The sequence below is a fragment of the Nocardia flavorosea NBRC 108225 genome, from assembly GCF_001613385.1.
In the GTDB taxonomy this organism is placed as follows: domain Bacteria; phylum Actinomycetota; class Actinomycetes; order Mycobacteriales; family Mycobacteriaceae; genus Nocardia; species Nocardia flavorosea.
This window is the reverse complement of the sequence record NZ_BDCG01000026.1, coordinates 1-12,977: the sequence shown is the minus strand read 5'-3', so window position 1 is coordinate 12,977 and position 12,977 is coordinate 1. Positions and strand designations below refer to the sequence as shown.

Annotated in this window: 31 protein-coding genes; 15 read left to right on the top strand and 16 right to left on the bottom strand. The window is 63.5% G+C overall.

The window, feature by feature from the left end; genetic code table 11:
• The first annotated feature begins 47 nt into the window (after positions 1 to 47).
• The 13 genes from NFL01S_RS31670 (at position 48) to NFL01S_RS31610 (ending at position 4,302) form a co-directional block, all read left to right on the top strand.
• Complete coding sequence (locus NFL01S_RS31670) at positions 48 to 263, top strand: hypothetical protein (RefSeq protein ID WP_062980009.1); 216 nt, start codon at positions 48 to 50, stop codon at positions 261 to 263.
• A 98-nt stretch (positions 264 to 361) separates the two neighbouring features.
• The gene (locus NFL01S_RS31665; RefSeq protein WP_062980008.1) at positions 362 to 712 is read left to right on the top strand and encodes a hypothetical protein; all 351 of its coding nucleotides are present in this window, start codon (positions 362 to 364) and stop codon (positions 710 to 712) included.
• A complete protein-coding gene (locus tag NFL01S_RS31660; RefSeq protein WP_062980007.1) occupies positions 709 to 933 on the top strand; it encodes a hypothetical protein in 225 nt (74 codons plus the stop codon). Before NFL01S_RS31665 ends, NFL01S_RS31660 begins: the two co-directional genes overlap by 4 nt.
• Positions 918 to 1,271 carry a DUF7768 domain-containing protein gene (locus NFL01S_RS31655; protein ID WP_210745239.1) on the top strand — a complete coding sequence of 118 codons (354 nt, stop codon included), beginning with the start codon at positions 918 to 920 and terminating at the stop codon, positions 1,269 to 1,271. The genes NFL01S_RS31660 and NFL01S_RS31655 overlap by 16 nt, the downstream gene beginning before the upstream one ends.
• A gap of 187 nt (positions 1,272 to 1,458) precedes the next feature.
• The gene (locus NFL01S_RS31645) at positions 1,459 to 1,743 is read left to right on the top strand and encodes a hypothetical protein (protein ID WP_062980004.1); all 285 of its coding nucleotides are present in this window, start codon (positions 1,459 to 1,461) and stop codon (positions 1,741 to 1,743) included.
• On the top strand, positions 1,740 to 1,952 hold the full coding sequence (locus NFL01S_RS31640) for a hypothetical protein (protein ID WP_062980003.1): 213 nt from the start codon (positions 1,740 to 1,742) through the stop codon (positions 1,950 to 1,952). Before NFL01S_RS31645 ends, NFL01S_RS31640 begins: the two co-directional genes overlap by 4 nt.
• A complete protein-coding gene (locus NFL01S_RS31635) occupies positions 1,949 to 2,242 on the top strand; it encodes a hypothetical protein (RefSeq protein WP_062980002.1) in 294 nt (97 codons plus the stop codon). Before NFL01S_RS31640 ends, NFL01S_RS31635 begins: the two co-directional genes overlap by 4 nt.
• The gene (locus NFL01S_RS31630) at positions 2,235 to 2,831 is read left to right on the top strand and encodes a hypothetical protein (protein ID WP_062980001.1); all 597 of its coding nucleotides are present in this window, start codon (positions 2,235 to 2,237) and stop codon (positions 2,829 to 2,831) included. Before NFL01S_RS31635 ends, NFL01S_RS31630 begins: the two co-directional genes overlap by 8 nt.
• The gene (locus NFL01S_RS35965; RefSeq protein ID WP_157117225.1) at positions 2,828 to 3,034 is read left to right on the top strand and encodes a hypothetical protein; all 207 of its coding nucleotides are present in this window, start codon (positions 2,828 to 2,830) and stop codon (positions 3,032 to 3,034) included. The genes NFL01S_RS31630 and NFL01S_RS35965 overlap by 4 nt, the downstream gene beginning before the upstream one ends.
• A complete protein-coding gene (locus tag NFL01S_RS31625; protein WP_062980000.1) occupies positions 3,031 to 3,261 on the top strand; it encodes a hypothetical protein in 231 nt (76 codons plus the stop codon). The genes NFL01S_RS35965 and NFL01S_RS31625 overlap by 4 nt, the downstream gene beginning before the upstream one ends.
• A complete protein-coding gene (locus NFL01S_RS31620) occupies positions 3,258 to 3,536 on the top strand; it encodes a hypothetical protein (protein ID WP_062979999.1) in 279 nt (92 codons plus the stop codon). Before NFL01S_RS31625 ends, NFL01S_RS31620 begins: the two co-directional genes overlap by 4 nt.
• 7 nt (positions 3,537 to 3,543) lie before the next feature.
• Positions 3,544 to 3,984 carry an SLOG family protein gene (locus NFL01S_RS31615; protein ID WP_062979998.1) on the top strand — a complete coding sequence of 147 codons (441 nt, stop codon included), beginning with the start codon at positions 3,544 to 3,546 and terminating at the stop codon, positions 3,982 to 3,984.
• 24 nt (positions 3,985 to 4,008) lie between these two features.
• A complete protein-coding gene (locus tag NFL01S_RS31610) occupies positions 4,009 to 4,302 on the top strand; it encodes a hypothetical protein (protein ID WP_157117223.1) in 294 nt (97 codons plus the stop codon).
• Between the two features lie 146 nt (positions 4,303 to 4,448).
• Here the strand turns inward: NFL01S_RS31610 and NFL01S_RS31605 are convergent, their stop codons facing one another.
• Together NFL01S_RS31605 and NFL01S_RS31600 are read right to left on the bottom strand one after the other, a co-directional pair.
• Complete coding sequence (locus NFL01S_RS31605; protein WP_062979996.1) at positions 4,449 to 5,339, bottom strand: SAM-dependent methyltransferase; 891 nt, start codon at positions 5,337 to 5,339, stop codon at positions 4,449 to 4,451.
• A complete protein-coding gene (locus NFL01S_RS31600) occupies positions 5,336 to 5,578 on the bottom strand; it encodes a hypothetical protein (protein ID WP_157117221.1) in 243 nt (80 codons plus the stop codon). The genes NFL01S_RS31605 and NFL01S_RS31600 overlap by 4 nt, the downstream gene beginning before the upstream one ends.
• Before the next feature lie 235 nt (positions 5,579 to 5,813).
• On the opposite strand from NFL01S_RS31600, the gene NFL01S_RS31595 reads away from it, so the two are divergent.
• Positions 5,814 to 6,980 carry a helix-turn-helix domain-containing protein gene (locus NFL01S_RS31595; RefSeq protein ID WP_062979994.1) on the top strand — a complete coding sequence of 389 codons (1,167 nt, stop codon included), beginning with the start codon at positions 5,814 to 5,816 and terminating at the stop codon, positions 6,978 to 6,980.
• Between the two features lie 5 nt (positions 6,981 to 6,985).
• Positions 6,986 to 7,222 carry a hypothetical protein gene (locus tag NFL01S_RS31590; protein WP_062979993.1) on the top strand — a complete coding sequence of 79 codons (237 nt, stop codon included), beginning with the start codon at positions 6,986 to 6,988 and terminating at the stop codon, positions 7,220 to 7,222.
• 339 nt (positions 7,223 to 7,561) lie between these two features.
• Here the strand turns inward: NFL01S_RS31590 and NFL01S_RS31585 are convergent, their stop codons facing one another.
• The 14 genes from NFL01S_RS31585 to NFL01S_RS31530 all read right to left on the bottom strand — a co-directional run bounded on the left by NFL01S_RS31585 (position 7,562) and on the right by NFL01S_RS31530 (position 12,825).
• A complete protein-coding gene (locus NFL01S_RS31585) occupies positions 7,562 to 8,161 on the bottom strand; it encodes a DUF4352 domain-containing protein (RefSeq protein WP_063916111.1) in 600 nt (199 codons plus the stop codon).
• Positions 8,158 to 8,457 (bottom strand): hypothetical protein, encoded by a 300-nt coding sequence (locus NFL01S_RS31580; protein WP_062979992.1) that lies wholly within the window; start codon positions 8,455 to 8,457, stop codon positions 8,158 to 8,160. Before NFL01S_RS31580 ends, NFL01S_RS31585 begins: the two co-directional genes overlap by 4 nt.
• Complete coding sequence (locus tag NFL01S_RS31575) at positions 8,454 to 8,903, bottom strand: DUF732 domain-containing protein (protein ID WP_062979991.1); 450 nt, start codon at positions 8,901 to 8,903, stop codon at positions 8,454 to 8,456. The genes NFL01S_RS31580 and NFL01S_RS31575 overlap by 4 nt, the downstream gene beginning before the upstream one ends.
• A gap of 39 nt (positions 8,904 to 8,942) precedes the next feature.
• Positions 8,943 to 9,383, bottom strand: coding sequence for a hypothetical protein (locus NFL01S_RS31570; RefSeq protein ID WP_157117219.1), 441 nt, complete (start codon positions 9,381 to 9,383; stop codon positions 8,943 to 8,945).
• 243 nt (positions 9,384 to 9,626) lie between these two features.
• Complete coding sequence (locus NFL01S_RS31565) at positions 9,627 to 10,178, bottom strand: HAD domain-containing protein (RefSeq protein WP_062979989.1); 552 nt, start codon at positions 10,176 to 10,178, stop codon at positions 9,627 to 9,629.
• Entirely contained in the window at positions 10,175 to 10,363 is a 189-nt protein-coding gene (locus NFL01S_RS31560; protein ID WP_062979988.1) for a hypothetical protein, read from the bottom strand. The genes NFL01S_RS31565 and NFL01S_RS31560 overlap by 4 nt, the downstream gene beginning before the upstream one ends.
• A gap of 50 nt (positions 10,364 to 10,413) precedes the next feature.
• On the bottom strand, positions 10,414 to 10,917 hold the full coding sequence (locus NFL01S_RS31555; protein WP_062979987.1) for a hypothetical protein: 504 nt from the start codon (positions 10,915 to 10,917) through the stop codon (positions 10,414 to 10,416).
• On the bottom strand, positions 10,910 to 11,059 hold the full coding sequence (locus tag NFL01S_RS36235) for a hypothetical protein (RefSeq protein ID WP_168433967.1): 150 nt from the start codon (positions 11,057 to 11,059) through the stop codon (positions 10,910 to 10,912). The genes NFL01S_RS31555 and NFL01S_RS36235 overlap by 8 nt, the downstream gene beginning before the upstream one ends.
• A complete protein-coding gene (locus NFL01S_RS31550; protein WP_062979986.1) occupies positions 11,056 to 11,373 on the bottom strand; it encodes a DUF4031 domain-containing protein in 318 nt (105 codons plus the stop codon). Before NFL01S_RS31550 ends, NFL01S_RS36235 begins: the two co-directional genes overlap by 4 nt.
• Positions 11,370 to 11,591, bottom strand: a complete 222-nt coding sequence (locus tag NFL01S_RS31545; RefSeq protein WP_062979985.1) for a hypothetical protein — start codon at positions 11,589 to 11,591, stop codon at positions 11,370 to 11,372. The genes NFL01S_RS31550 and NFL01S_RS31545 overlap by 4 nt, the downstream gene beginning before the upstream one ends.
• A 4-nt stretch (positions 11,592 to 11,595) precedes the next feature.
• Positions 11,596 to 12,012 carry a hypothetical protein gene (locus tag NFL01S_RS31540; RefSeq protein ID WP_062979984.1) on the bottom strand — a complete coding sequence of 139 codons (417 nt, stop codon included), beginning with the start codon at positions 12,010 to 12,012 and terminating at the stop codon, positions 11,596 to 11,598.
• Positions 12,013 to 12,020: 8 nt separating this feature from the next.
• Positions 12,021 to 12,344 carry a hypothetical protein gene (locus NFL01S_RS31535; protein ID WP_062979983.1) on the bottom strand — a complete coding sequence of 108 codons (324 nt, stop codon included), beginning with the start codon at positions 12,342 to 12,344 and terminating at the stop codon, positions 12,021 to 12,023.
• 2 nt (positions 12,345 to 12,346) lie between these two features.
• Positions 12,347 to 12,604, bottom strand: coding sequence for a hypothetical protein (locus NFL01S_RS35960; protein WP_157117217.1), 258 nt, complete (start codon positions 12,602 to 12,604; stop codon positions 12,347 to 12,349).
• Positions 12,601 to 12,825 (bottom strand): hypothetical protein, encoded by a 225-nt coding sequence (locus tag NFL01S_RS31530; protein WP_062979982.1) that lies wholly within the window; start codon positions 12,823 to 12,825, stop codon positions 12,601 to 12,603. The genes NFL01S_RS35960 and NFL01S_RS31530 overlap by 4 nt, the downstream gene beginning before the upstream one ends.
• Positions 12,826 to 12,977: the final 152 nt, after the last annotated feature.

Genomic DNA, 12,977 nt, shown 5'->3' with positions numbered 1-12,977 from the left:
AAGCGGTTGCAGGCGCGCCTGGATGTGTTCGAGGTGGAGGCAGGCTGATGGACGCCGAGGAGATCCGCGCGGAGGCTATCGAGTTGATAGAGCGGGCGGAATTCGAGGGCTGGAAGCGGGGAGAACCATGGCGGGCCGAACAGGCTGTTGACGCTCTCGCCGCGGCTGGGTTCCTGCCAGTCGCGCAGGAAGGCCGCTACATCGGTCGTGGCATGCGTCGGCGTACCCGGTTTGTGGGTGCCTGGCAGGAGCCGGCCGAGTAGATGTTCGGTTAATTGCCCGATTCCGTGGGACACGGAGAGGCCCAATTAACCGAACATCGCGCGGTTTCGTGGTTTGACGGGGTTCGGAGAATTGTTGTATGAGCAGCGAAATCAAGCAGGCCGTTCTTCCCCGCGAACTCCGGAACCTCACCGTCGGAATGATGGAAGAGGGTGAGTTCGGGCTGGCGAGCTTGGATGACCTTTCGTTCGACCACGACGGCCGGGTATGGCTGCATAGAGACGCTCCTGTGCTCACGGGTGACGACGAGCCCGGAAGCAGGGGGGTTGTGGTCGCCCGCACGAGCGTCGGTTACGCCGTCGTGCTGGGGTCGCGCCAGCGGGTCAACTACCACGAAGCTGGGTTCGGCCCTGTGGGTCGGGGGTGTGTTCCGGTGGTCGATGTGCAGGTTACTTCCAAGGACGGCCCGAAGGGCTACGTGCTGCCATGACTGATGCGACGGGGAAGTTCCGTACCACGGATTGGTCACCGGTCATCGTGTCCGCGGCGAAGGTGATGTATAAGCGGTTGCGGTTGGGGGATCCGGAGTTGCCGAAGTGGTCGAAACTCAGCCTGGATGCGACAGACCACTACTGTGTTGCGGCCCAGAACGCGATCGAGACATTCCATTACGAGGCGTCTAAGAACGTCGAAACGTGGGTGAGCTACTGATGCGGCTGGTGGTGTTGGAGTCGCCGTTCGCTGGCGATATCGAACGGAATCTGCGGTATGCGCGCGCCTGCGTGAGGCACTGCCTGCTGCGGAACGAGAGCCCGATAGCATCGCATCTGCTGTACACGCAGGATGGTGTGCTGCGCGATGAGGTGTTCGGGGAACGCGAACTCGGCTTGGCTGCGGGTTGGGCGTGGGCTGAGGTCGCGCACGCGGTGGTCGTGTACACCGATCTCGGTGTCAGCAATGGCATGCAGCGCGGTATCGACCGGGCCGCCGACCTCGGGGTGCCGATCGAGTATCGGATGCTGGGCGGCAAATGGGAGTCCGCGGCGTGATCCGTGACTTGTGGGCGATTGTGACGCGGCTGCCGTGGGTTTGGTCGCGTTACCCTGCGACGCCGTTGCCGTGGAAACGCTGCCATTGCGGCGCGCTCGCCGAACTCCATGACCTCGCGGACCAGTACTGGTGTTTCCCGTGCAAGTACGCGGGGCACGATTCTTGCGAATGCAGCCAGGAGGCAGCGTGAAATACAACGTGGGCGTTATACGTGAGCATGGCGCCCGGTATTGGCTGGCGTGGAAGCTCGTCCAGGTCGCGCATCGGGTGAAGGACACCACCTACTGGCAGGTGATCCGTATCCCTGGCAGGTCTGCGGTGCTGGTTGAGGCGGACACGTGGGGGTCGGGTGTGTCGGCGGCGTTCGGCGTGCACTGGGGTGATGATGATCCGGTTGAGGGTTGGCCTGTGCTGCGGGACTTCGACGGCCACGAGGCCGCCTTGGACTGGATGCATGGGGAATCGGCGTGACGTTCCGCCTGAAGTGGCGTGGTCAGCCTGAGCCCGGCGAGTTCGAGTCAGTTGATGCGGCGAAGGTGTACGCGCAGGAAAACAGTCACAAGAACTCCACGTTCGACGCCGACGAACTGACGTGGACACCCGAACGGCCTGGCCGTCGTGGCTTGTGGTGGGGGTCGGACGGATACAACAACTGGCTTATCTACGAGGACGAATCGTGAACCTGTTCAAACGGAAGCAGCCGGCGGGGCGGGTTATTGACTTTGAGGCAGCCGCCCGTCGCATCGAAGTCCTCAAATCAAACGATGCCGACCTGCACGACTGGTACGCCGCGCTACCGGCCGGTAGCTCGTCCGTGAACTGCCCGAAGTGCGGACACACACTGCCCCTTCAACGCAGGTATCGAGTGTTTTCCATGTCGCCGGGTACAGCGACCGTGGAGGCCCTGACCGTCGACTGTGTGTGCGGGTTCACGGTGTACGAGAAGACGAAGGACGCGGCCGATGGCTAGTAAGAAGAAGCTGAAGCAGCGGATCCGCTGGTTCGAGAAGGCATTCCAGCAGTTGGAGCGGGAACGTGATGATGCCCGGTTCGAGTGGAGCATGGCGGACGCGGAAGAAACCAAGGCACTCAACAGCCTGTGGGAACTGGAAGCCGCGACCAGGCGCCTGCTAGATGCTATGGGCGTGATCGACGGCGCTGTGTGGCCGACACTGACACCGCATATCGGGGAGTTACGGCGACTGCTGTACGGACCCGATCATCCGGAAGGGGACGACCCCGCTATGCATCCGGTCGGCTGGTATCGGATGATGCGTCCCGCCTGGGCTACCAGACATTTCGGGTTCCCGCCGGATCCAGTTGCAGGCGATAAGCACATCGCATCCGATGGTGGTGAGTGGACGTTCGAGTTGACTGGTGTCGGCGATTGGGAGTTGTCCCAGTACCCGCCCGACGAGTTGGACGCCCCGGTTGAGGCGCCGAACCTGCGGAAGGCCGCCGAGAAACCACGCGTGTTCGAGCGGGTGGAGTCGGTGGTGCCGGTCGGGAAGTTCGGTGAGCCCGGAACCATCCTCCACAACGAGGACGGTGCGGCGTGAGTAGCGGTCAGATCCCGCGCACCCCCGACTACTTCCCGTCGATGAAGTATCGGGCGAGGAAGCGGAAGAACCGGTTTTGGATCCCGCCATGGGTGAAGGGCCCAGACGGGTGGGCTGCATCCCTGGACGATTTCGGTATCTGCACCACTGCATGGGCGGCGTCGGCGGAACTCGGTATCGACCTCGACGAGGAGGCGGCGTGACCTTCCATGAGGTGAGCGAAGACGAAGTGTGGGCGGCTATGTGGTCGACTGCGGAACGGGCCAGGCCACTCGCCCAGGCGTTGCAGGCGATCCGCGCGGACCACCAAAACGACCACGGCTACTGCACCCGGTGTTGGGACGGTGACCCGTACGACCTGGGTGCGCACCCGTGGCCGTGCCCGACCATTCGCGCGCTCACAGACATCTACCCGGAGGAGCAGCAGTGAGTGAGGATCTGGGCGCTTGGCGGGTCCGCATGCAGGAGCACGGGAAGCAGGTTCGTGATCTGGCGGTTGAGATAGTCCGCGTCGGCGCGGAAGATGCTCGGCTCGATGAGTTGGCGCGCGCCTGCTACGAGTTCTACGACGCACACCAGCCGCCCGCGTGGCCGGACTGGAACGACGCTGAACCTGCCATGCGTGACCGGTATGTGAACAAGGCCGTGGATTTGCTCAAGTTGGAGGGCCTAGTCCAAGGGAAACGTCAGTGGCCCAGCGTATAACCGACTTGTGAAGCGTCTCCTCGTGACTGGATCACGGGATTTAACCGACCACGACCTTGTGCGTGACGCGCTGCGGAAAGCGTGGAAGCAGTTGCAGCCCGGCCCGATCGTGCTCGTGCACGGTGCCGCGCGCGGAGCCGACACGATCGCCCGCGATATCTGGGTGAGCGGCAAACTACTGGATGAACCCCACCCGGCCGATTGGGCTCACTGCCGGCCGGAATGCGCGCACCCGCCTCGGAAGCACGCGAACGGGCGCCCCTGGTGTCCTGCTGCGGGGAGCTACCGGAATCAGGAGATGGTCGACCTCGGCGCGGACTTGTGTGTCGGCTTCCCTCTTGGTGACGGCTGGTCCGGAACCAGGGATTGTATGCGTCGGGCGCGTGCTGCGGGGATCCCTGTGCGGGAGTTCGTGGCAGGCCGCGGGGAAACTGTACTTATCATGTGACAATCAGGCGAATAGGGTGCTGATATGACGATCAATCCTTTCCCGCCCCCTTCAGGGCCGAATGGCATGCCCATCGGAATGCGGCAGGAGACCATCAAAGCGGCGGATCTGTTGAGCGTCGCGCCCCGCGCCAGGTTGCAGCGGCCCGGCGGGATGATCGGCGATAAGCTGAGTTCCGACAACTTACTGATCACGGGCGCGTATCGCACACAGCGCGGCACTTGGATTGCTGTGGTGGACGATGACGGCGAAGCGGTCGAGTGTGAGTACGAACCGGACGACGAATTGACCATCGCTTACCTGCTGTACAACGAATAGTGGCCAGCGCCCCCGATTCACGACCCGACACGCACCCCCGCTAACCTCACTCACGACAACCATCAAGCGGTCGTCAGACGATTGCCCGAATCGTGGAACCGCCCCCAACCAGGCTCGACTTGGTTGGGGGCGGCTCTCATTTCTGCTCAAAACCTAGGCGGCACACCCGGCTTCCACCCGACACCCGCCAACAACAACCGCTCCGCCACCGACTTGAACCGCACCGGCGGACCATACGGCCACCACTCATCCGGCTCCACCAAACCAGGCGCCACCAACTCCAGGCCGTCGAAAAACCCTTCGATCACCTCACGTGACCGGAACCACCCCGACCCGACATGCAGCCGATACTGCCGCTCGCATTGGGTAGCCCACGCATGCAATGACTCGCCGTCACCAGGGTCATAGAAGTGGGTGAGAGCAACGTACGATCCGGGCGGCAGGGCGCCTATCCAGCCGCGCATAACCTCGCCGGGATCGAGATCACCCCCGAAATGCGGCAGAACGTCACACAGCAGGATTCCGACAGGCTGGTCCAGGTCGAGGTACGTGAGCACTTGCGGCTCATACAATAATCCGGGATTCGTGATATCGCCCCAAACGTAATGGGTTTGCGGGTTGGCCTCCATCAACGCTTTCCCGTGCGCGACACACACCGGATCATTATCGACATACACAACGGTGGGCCGCGCCGATTGCGCCTTAACTTCGAGGTGCAGGACCTCATGGGATTGAGGAACCCTCACGGGACTGGGCAGTCCGGCGCCGAGGTCAAGGAACTGTTTGATCCCGACCGTGCCTGCCAGGTATCGCAGGGCGCGCTGCTGGAATTCACGCGACCGGCGCGCTGCTGCGGTCTGGCCTGGTGCGGCGGCCTCTAACGCTTCCGCGGCGAGAATGTCGGGGCCGTAGTGGTCTTTCCCGCCGAGTAACCGGTTGCGTACGCGTGCGAGGGATGGCCGGGTGGGGTCTGCTCCGACAGGCTCGCGGGTGAAGGCTGCGGCGGCGACCCCGGTGTCAGTCTCGGTGTCGGTCATGGGACTACCGCCACCGACGCGTACGAGACCGCCATATCCCAGCGTGGGCAACCATGCCCTCGATGCTGATCCATCACATGGTGCGCATGCGCATACCCGCGGATCGGGTCCGTGAAAAGGCAATGCCCGGACGGGTACGGGTGCAAGGCGCGTAACCCGTCAGCGAGACGCGACAGGATCCGTAAGTCGTCGTCGATCCACTGTTTCCCGGACTGCCAGATCTGGAGTGTGGCAGCCATAGCCCGGTTCGTGGGGGTGCCGGTGGGGGTGGGTAGCTCTCGACGCATCGGGTTACCTCGCGTGGGTTCGGTTCGGTTTGAGGGGGTCGCCCGGCGCTCTGCGACGAGTGGTAGTAGTAGCTCGACAATTCATCGAGTCGACACATGCCACCGGGCGACCGACCTTGACGTTACGAGCCCGTGAACCGTTGATTGTTCTCTGTTTGTTCTCTCATTTGCTGCTACCGTTGACGGCATGATCGAGGATGAGGCGGTCGGCGCGAGGATCGCCCAGATACGCAAAACCCGCGGGCTGACACAACACCAGCTTGCGCAGAAAGCGCACGTCGGAAGAACCTACCTCGCCCGAGTCGAATCAGGCGACACGAGCGCATCCACCGTGTGGCTCGCCCAGGTCGCGCAAGCGTTGGGCGTCGACTCGGCCCGCCTGTCCGGCCCGCAAGAAGACCCCGACCAGCTACACCAGTTGGTGCCGACGATCCGGCGTGCCCTCGCATCAACCGACCTGGTAGACGACGACCTCGAACCCCTCCCCATCGACCAGCTACGCCAACAAGTGGTGCAGTTGGGGGAATGGCGGCGCGCCACCAAATACGACAAAATCGGCGCCACACTCCCCGATTTGGTTGACCAGCTACTCACCGCGGGCCGCGAGCACGGAGAAACCGCATACGCGCTGCTCGCCGACACGTACCGGGCGGGGAACACCCTCGCCCACAAACTCGGCTACTCCGACCTCTCCTTGACAGCGATGGACCGTATGGAGTGGGCTGCTGACCGGTCGGGGGATCCGCTACTGGTCGCGACCAGCCACTACCTGCGGGCGGCGGCATTGGCGCGGATCGGCGCCGGCAAGCAAGCGTTGAAACTGCTCGACAAAACGATGATCGACGTCGAGCCGTTGATTCAAGCCGATCGGGACGCTGCCGCAGTGTGGACGGCCCTGCATATGCGGGCGGGGACGATCGCGGCGACACTCGCCGACGCATCCACGTCCCAACAGCATTTGGCCGAGGCTGCGAAAGTCGCTGCCCAGGTCGGTGACCGGGTGGTGTACGAGACGCAGGTGGGGCCGACGAATGTGAAACTGCATCAGATTGCGGCCGAGGTGGATTTGATGCAGCCGGGTAAGGCGTTGAAAACTGCGGGCACGGTGGTGTTCTCGGACGGTATCGCCGCGGAACGGCAAACCTATTTCCATTTGGATGTTGCGCGCGCGCACCTGTTGAACCGGAAGCCGGATGAGGCGATCGAAGAGCTGTATACGTCGCGGGTGTTGGCGCCGCAGCATTTCCGGGCGTCGTCGACGGTGAAGAACACGATCCGGGCGGCAGCGTCCCAGCAGCGGCGCGCGCATGACGGGTTGCGGGCGCTCGCGAACTACGCGGGCATCGAGGACTGACCGTCGTGTATGTCCCGCAGGAGGAGGGACTGTATTGGGACGTGCAGGGCGACTTGTGGGCTCGTGACCCGGATGGTTGGCGGTGGCTCGGCCGACGGCTGCCGTTCACGGGCGCGGTGGTGCCGGCGGATCCTGGGCATGGCCCGCTACCGGATCGAGAGTTGGGGATGCTGGTGGAGTCCCCGGATGATGCGGTGCTGCCGTTGCGGCGGGTGCGGGTGGGCGACTATCCGCCGGATTGATTGTGGTGGGTGCCGCGTCCGTCGAATGTTCCGTCGACGCATTCGGGGCCGTGTTCAGGCCATTGCACGATGTCTTTGCAGATTGCGCAGGTGTGTGTGCGGTGTCCGCCGCACTGGCAGGGTTCCCATCCGGTGGTGCCGTTGTTCGGCCCGAACGGGTGTCCTTGGTGGCATCGGACGGGCGCGGGTTCAGCCATTCCGCCGGGTACGGGGTAGAGGCGGCCGGGTTCGACGACTCGACCGTCCACTACCCACGGAATCGAACGCATGTGCGAATCGTATCAGGGTATGAGAAAAGGCGCCCCACCTGGGACGCCTTCCTCACTGTGTCGTCTCGACCTACTGCAACGCGACCTGCACGCCACCCGAGAACGCCGAATCATGGAACTCGATCGCCGTCGGAACAGCATCCGCGGGAACATCGAACACGAGCACGGTATCGAACTTCAGGCCGGGGTTGATTTCACCGACACCCGCACCGGGGTCCTTCACATACGATTCCGCGATGGAGTCGTTGGTGAACTCACGGCCCTGCTCGTCGATCAGGGTTTGGTTCTGCCCGAAATAGTATTGGGCCTGGTCGCTGATGTTCGTCACTGTGACGTGCACGAGAACATACACGCCCTGCGCTTCACGATCGACCAGGCTATTCCAGCTCACCGCGGCCTCACCCTGCTCCACTTTGGTGACCTGGAATTCGAACTTCCCGTCACGCACCGCCGAACCCGCCGGCGCGATATCAGAGCCTTCGCTTGCGGCGCCACGGAACCCGGCCTCGGCCCCTTCCTGGAACGATTCGGCGGCTTTATCGGAGTTGGCGAGTATGGTCGCGCACCCACCGAACCCGCAGAGCAGGATGATGGCGGGGATGACGAACCATGGCCACACGCGTTTCTTCTTCGGCGGCTGCGACGGGTACGGCTGAGTCGGGTAGTTCACTTGTCCCCCTGCGGGTTGATGGCTGGTGTGGTTCGGCGCTGGCAGCGGCCGAGTGTGGAGTAGTAGACGGCGACCTGCGCGTCATGGTTTTCGCGGCCCGCAATGTGGGGCGGGTACAGGTCAGCTTGGAGGTAGGCGTGGAGTTCGAGAGCGGTGATCTTGTTCCGCACTTCCCACGCCTGCTGCCGGAGGGTCACTTCGTCGCTGGTGCGGTTCTCCATGTAGGCCCGGTCTGCCTCGTCCGCGAGCCGATAAAACTCGTTGATATTCGCTATAGCCTCGCGGGTGAGGATCATCTAAGAACGCTCACCATGTCCGGGCAGTACAGGTCCGCAGCAGTGCCGAGCGTCCACCCTTCCTGAAATCCTGCGGGCACACCATTGTTGGCGAGGTGGTCACGTGCCGCCTGCCGACCGAGCAGGTTCGGCTGGTCGCGGAGGATGCCGCACACGTCGTGCGCGAGCTGGACGGCATCAGGCCGGTCAGCGCCGGCGAGGGCGAGTCGGGCGTGCATGAGGGTGTCGGCGGGGACCAGTGCGGAACCTGAGCCTGCGGTGTTGCCGGTGGTGCCTGTGGATCCGGTGGTGAGTGCTTCTGCGGAGCCGGAGTCGACAGGGATTTCACCGGGGACACCGAATGACCCGGTGGCGGGGAGGTCTGCGTGGGCTTCGGTAACCCAACCTGCACCGGTAGCGGACAGTGTGAGGGCGGCGAGGATAGCGAAAGCGGTCTTCTTGTTCATCAGATCTGATGTTCCTAACGAGGTTTGGGGGGATTCGAATTACTTGGTGGTGACGGTGGCGTTTGCGGGCGCCAACAGCACCTGCACCATTTCGACGCCTGCAATGACAGCGGTCGGTCCACCAACCGCCAACGTGCCGAGGACACCACCGATGCTGGCGCCTGCTACTCCGGCGGTGAGGCATGCGACGGGCACGAACACGATCCCGACTCCGGTTGCGCCGGATACGAATCCGCCGGCGATGCATCCGACTGCGAATCCGATGGCGGTTCCGGTGAGTGCACCGCCTGTGGTGGCGACTCCAACTTTGGTGGACCAGGCTTGCATGGCGGCGTTGTTTTCTTCGGTTGACGCGATCCAAATCATCTGTTCACCGGGGGCTGTGACGACCGGTGTGGGTTCGGCGTGTGCGGGGAGGGTGCCGATACCGGTGATCCCGGCCGCAATAGCGATAGTTGCGGCGAGTTTGCGCATTCTCATGGTGGGACTGGATTCTTTCTACTGGAAGGGTCTGCACTGGTTTCGGGCAGGGTTGATTGCCGCGCCACCACGTGATTGGGTGGGGCACGGGGAGAACAAGGGGGAGAGATCGGGGCGAACCGGTTGCTTTACGGTTCAAGCCTCAGCGAGCAGTTTACCGGCCTGCTACCCGGTTGTGAAGGATTTAAACGTAGGATCTTCCGGCAAAATATCGTGCAGTCGCGCTTGATTCTTTCCAGCGGGTTAGGCGGCGGCTTGCCCGAGATTCGCCACCCAATCCGCAAGCGCCATGAAGTCGTCATCGCGGAGACCGACCGCAGGATGCACCTGGTGCAGCAGGGCGGGCGCGAAATGCTTGTAGTCGACGTACTCCCGGTCCGTCTTGTGGATATCGTCATCCAACCAAGCGAACGGGCGGCCGTCGGCGTGCTCGATCAACTGCGCGGTCTTCCAAAACGCACCCATCGGCCCGAAACCATAGGGCCGCACCCACTCCACGACAGGCAGCTCCGGGAGACCGATCCGCGGCCCGATCATCTCGTTCGCGTCGTGTTCCCAGGTTGTGGCCCACATGAGGTCGAACCGGTCGGCCAGGTTGAGGAGTTTCGGCCCATGCGACGGGTTCAGGATCACCCGCAACGGCTTCACACGATGCGCGGGTGTCCCTTCATGCCGCTCCAGCCACGCTTTCGGGGTGAGCCGGTGCGTTTCGTACCCGGCGGGCCGGCGGTGCGGTTTCGCGTCGAATGGGTTGAGTGGCCCATCAACGTCGATGTACAGCAGGGGCTTGCTCATGCCGCGGCCTCCATGTGTCCGATCTCGGTCTGTACCTGACGGGCGAGGATCTGGCTGGCGAGTGGCGCGAATGTGTCCGCAACCCAGGCCGCGGTGTCTTCGCTGTGCCCGAATATCCAGCAGACTCGTTCAAGGTCGTCGCGCACCCAGTGTTCAGCGGTCTCGCGCTCGATGTGGTCGCTCATTAGATGCTCCAGGTGGTGTGAAAGTGGTGCGCGCTGACTGTTGATCGCAGTCAGGCGGCAGGATGTTTCGCGGGATCGAAAGCTTCCGGGTGCTCCGCTTTCCAGCCCGGCCAGTCCCGCCCGTACTCGCAGATGTGATCCAGCAGCGCGACCAGTCCAGCGGCCGTCGGCGGGAAGTCGTCTTGCCGCGGGTCGTCGTAAAACGGCCACAGTCCATGCCGGTGCGTCATCCGCCGGTACTTCCAGCCGTGCGGGGTGAGCGCGAGGATGACGGTGTTCGTGCTGTCGTCGATGTCGAATGGTCGGGCGAGCATTCGACGCTGCCAGCCGTCGTTGTAGTAGCTGCGGCGGTAGTCGATGTATGAGCCGATGATGCGGGCCGCGTCCTCGGGTGGTTCGCGGTAGTCCCACAGGTTGGTGTGGTCGTCGGGGTCCGGGACGCACACCGCGACCTCGTACTGCTGGCGCGGGTGCGAACTGTGCACGCGGGGGATGCGCCACTGTTTCGCCCACGGATGCTCGGTGTCGGCGTCGAACTGTTTGCGGTTACTCATCTCGGTCCTGTTCTTTCGGGTGTTTCGCCTTGCGCTGATAGGTCTTCCCGGACGGCACCGGTTGCGCGGCGTTCGACTCGCCTAGTGCTTGCCGGCGCCGCCACGCGGTCAGGTCCGGGCGCTCAGGCTCCGGGGTGGTCATGACTTCGTCTCCCGCGCAGGCAACCCAACCCGCGCCCGGATGATGTCGAGCCCTTCCCGCGCGGTCACTGGTTGCGCGCCGAGCCTGATCGCTTGCGCACGTTTCGCGGCGGTCACGTCGTAATGCCACATCTCAGTGGCCGGGGAGCCCGGTTTCGCGTAGCTCGGTGCGGGCTGGAACCAGTCACGCCGCAAACCGAGCCGCGCGGCGAACGCATGCAGTTCGTCTTGGGTGTCGGCGAACAGGTGCGACCAGCGGCTGGTGTGCCGCCCGACGGTCGCGGAGATCGCCGCGTCGTCCACGTACACGGTCACAATTCACCCCAGCGGCGTTTGCGCTCCCGGTCGCGTTCCTGCTGCTCGGCGTACAACTCGTTCGCACGGGCCTCCACTACGTCGGCGAACTCCCACTTGTGTTCCTCGCACAGCGCATACCCGGACGTGATCGTCACGGCGGTGCGACTGCCACCGGGCGCACCGTGAACACAGAGCGCGCATTCGAGACCACCTGTGATGGTTGCTTGCAGTTCCATCGGTTCAGTCCTTCTCGGTGTCGTGGAGTTCCAGGAACACGTCAAGCGCGTCCCGCAACTTCTTCGCGGTGTCGACGTCACGGCGGCGGGTGAAATCGTCGGCCAGGCTGTGCGCACGGGTGATTGCCTCAGTTCGCGTCTTCCCCTCGCGCAGCTTCCGCGCATGGTCGCTATCCAGTGGCCCGAGGCTGGTGCTGTAACCCCATGTGCCGCTGATCCAGCGATCAAGCCAACGGGTGCCGTCGATCTCGGTGGTCTTGTTGATATTGAACTTCTCTTCGCGATCGTTGACGGTGACAACGACATCGCGTTTGCCGACCTTCTGGACTACGGCTTCGTAGATCATCGAGTCCCGGCGGTTGTGCACGTAGGCGACGGTGGCGCCGACGGTGAGCCATTCCAGGCCCGGTGGGGTGGTCATCGTGTCTCCTAGACGGTCTTGATCCAGATGCGGTCGTAGTCGGCGAGGTCGTACAGTTCGTCCCACCAGCCGTCGAACTCGTCGACATCCTCTGCGTAAGCAATTTCCTCGTCGACGATTTCCCGGACGCGCCCGAACTCGTCGTCGTCGCGGAACCAGCGGGACCGCTTGAACTGGGCTACGATCGCGTCCCGCTTCTCCTCGAAGCTGAGGTCGTCGTCATTCCAGACGCGGGAGACGTCGATGGTTTCGTCCCAGATCGGTTTGCCGGCTTTGCGGCGTTCGGCGGCGAGCTGGTGTGTGGCAACAATGTGGTCGACCGTGCGGGGCATGATCAGTCCTTGTCAGGGTAGGGAAGCGGGCGAAGGGTGACGGTCGCTTTTCGCTTCGCGTCGTACTTGCGGTACCAGCGATTGCCATCCCTGCCGTTGAACAGGGACTGCGGGGTGAAGCGCTCTCCATCGGAGGTGACCACCTGGCCGGTTGGGGTGATTCGTTCGATAGTGGTGTCCCAACTGCTGCGGCTGAACCCGATTGCGTGGGTTCGTTGTACGCGGGCGCCTACTGTCGCCCAGGCGGGTGTCGCGCTCATGCCGCTGCTCCCATTTGGTGGTTGGTTATGGCGTCCTCGGCGTCGGCTTTCGCGCGCTCCGGGGTGAAGGCGTGCCCGGACGAGATCGGCTCCGTGCAGTAGAAGACGACCCAATCCGTGTGCTCGCCCATCTCGTACACGGTGGCCTGATACAAGCCGACCGAGAGTGAATGATCGCCGTGCAGGTTGTCGGTCCAGTCGAGCGGGCGGATATCGGTCATGACGCTGCTCCTGCCTGCGTGAAGTCCCACAGGATCGCCGGGTGGAAGTCGGTCATGTAGTTGCCGGCGGGCTCCAAACCGCAGTGCGGTTCGTGGCCGTGGTACTGGTCTCCGCCGTAGCAGGTGCAGGTGTCGGTTTGGATGGTCATGTA

What these genes read in the sequence shown, in the direction of transcription:
- NFL01S_RS31670 (WP_062980009.1), top strand. Translation starts at nt 48, where the DNA reads ATGGACGCCGAGGAGATCCGCGCGGAGGCTATCGAGTTGATAGAGCGG.
- NFL01S_RS31665 (WP_062980008.1), top strand. Translation starts at nt 362, where the DNA reads ATGAGCAGCGAAATCAAGCAGGCCGTTCTTCCCCGCGAACTCCGGAAC.
- NFL01S_RS31660 (WP_062980007.1), top strand. Translation starts at nt 709, where the DNA reads ATGACTGATGCGACGGGGAAGTTCCGTACCACGGATTGGTCACCGGTC.
- NFL01S_RS31630 (WP_062980001.1), top strand. Translation starts at nt 2,235, where the DNA reads ATGGCTAGTAAGAAGAAGCTGAAGCAGCGGATCCGCTGGTTCGAGAAG.
- NFL01S_RS31610 (WP_157117223.1), top strand. Translation starts at nt 4,009, where the DNA reads ATGACGATCAATCCTTTCCCGCCCCCTTCAGGGCCGAATGGCATGCCC.
- NFL01S_RS31605 (WP_062979996.1), bottom strand. Translation starts at nt 5,339, where the DNA reads ATGACCGACACCGAGACTGACACCGGGGTCGCCGCCGCAGCCTTCACC.
- NFL01S_RS31600 (WP_157117221.1), bottom strand. Translation starts at nt 5,578, where the DNA reads ATGGCTGCCACACTCCAGATCTGGCAGTCCGGGAAACAGTGGATCGAC.
- NFL01S_RS31595 (WP_062979994.1), top strand. Translation starts at nt 5,814, where the DNA reads ATGATCGAGGATGAGGCGGTCGGCGCGAGGATCGCCCAGATACGCAAA.
- NFL01S_RS31580 (WP_062979992.1), bottom strand. Translation starts at nt 8,457, where the DNA reads ATGATCCTCACCCGCGAGGCTATAGCGAATATCAACGAGTTTTATCGG.
- NFL01S_RS31575 (WP_062979991.1), bottom strand. Translation starts at nt 8,903, where the DNA reads ATGAACAAGAAGACCGCTTTCGCTATCCTCGCCGCCCTCACACTGTCC.
- NFL01S_RS31570 (WP_157117219.1), bottom strand. Translation starts at nt 9,383, where the DNA reads ATGAGAATGCGCAAACTCGCCGCAACTATCGCTATTGCGGCCGGGATC.
- NFL01S_RS31565 (WP_062979989.1), bottom strand. Translation starts at nt 10,178, where the DNA reads ATGAGCAAGCCCCTGCTGTACATCGACGTTGATGGGCCACTCAACCCA.
- NFL01S_RS31560 (WP_062979988.1), bottom strand. Translation starts at nt 10,363, where the DNA reads ATGAGCGACCACATCGAGCGCGAGACCGCTGAACACTGGGTGCGCGAC.
- NFL01S_RS31555 (WP_062979987.1), bottom strand. Translation starts at nt 10,917, where the DNA reads ATGAGTAACCGCAAACAGTTCGACGCCGACACCGAGCATCCGTGGGCG.
- NFL01S_RS36235 (WP_168433967.1), bottom strand. Translation starts at nt 11,059, where the DNA reads ATGACCACCCCGGAGCCTGAGCGCCCGGACCTGACCGCGTGGCGGCGC.
- NFL01S_RS31545 (WP_062979985.1), bottom strand. Translation starts at nt 11,591, where the DNA reads ATGGAACTGCAAGCAACCATCACAGGTGGTCTCGAATGCGCGCTCTGT.
- NFL01S_RS31540 (WP_062979984.1), bottom strand. Translation starts at nt 12,012, where the DNA reads ATGACCACCCCACCGGGCCTGGAATGGCTCACCGTCGGCGCCACCGTC.
- NFL01S_RS31535 (WP_062979983.1), bottom strand. Translation starts at nt 12,344, where the DNA reads ATGCCCCGCACGGTCGACCACATTGTTGCCACACACCAGCTCGCCGCC.
- NFL01S_RS35960 (WP_157117217.1), bottom strand. Translation starts at nt 12,604, where the DNA reads ATGAGCGCGACACCCGCCTGGGCGACAGTAGGCGCCCGCGTACAACGA.
- NFL01S_RS31530 (WP_062979982.1), bottom strand. Translation starts at nt 12,825, where the DNA reads ATGACCGATATCCGCCCGCTCGACTGGACCGACAACCTGCACGGCGAT.